The organism is Pedococcus sp. P1_H8 (assembly GCF_056405175.1).
In genome coordinates, this window is sequence record NZ_JBFUCP010000123.1 from 1 (window position 1) to 527 (window position 527).

Genomic DNA, 527 nt, shown 5'->3' on the forward strand with positions numbered 1-527 from the left:
CTACCAGGACTTCCTGGCGACCGTCCGATTCCTGCTCGGCGGGCGCGGCCTGTCCGCCGAGGACGTCGACGCCCGCATCGCCGACCTGGGCCGCGACCTCGAGGCGATGCGCCGCGCCGCGCTGCCCGGCGCCGACACACGCGCCGAGGGGCTCGCGGCCCGGGATCGCGTCCAGCACACGCTGTCCCGGGTGATGTCGAGGGTCGAGCGGCTCGCGTCGACACCGGACCGGGACGGGATGCTCACCGAGAAGCCGATGCCGGTGCCGGTCACCGCCGGCGACCTGCAGGCGTACGCGGGTGGGCAGCGGATCGCGGACGCCATCGGCCGAGGCCGCGGCGGACGCGACATGTTCGAGCTGTGGCGGTCGAGCCCGTACCTGTTCAACATCATGGAGACCTACCAGGTCAAGCAGGGCTTGGCGAAGGCGATCGACTCCGCGGATCCGGCGGTCCGCAAGCCGGTGCACGACGCGATCCGCACCGCCGACGGCCTGCTGGACTGGCAGACGCTCGAGGACTACCGGC

1 pseudogene is annotated in these 527 nt (G+C 72.9%); it reads left to right on the top strand.

Annotated features, from left to right (window positions below):
* Window positions 1-527: pseudogene (locus AC1DYG_RS19165) on the top strand (hypothetical protein); the annotation flags it as partial.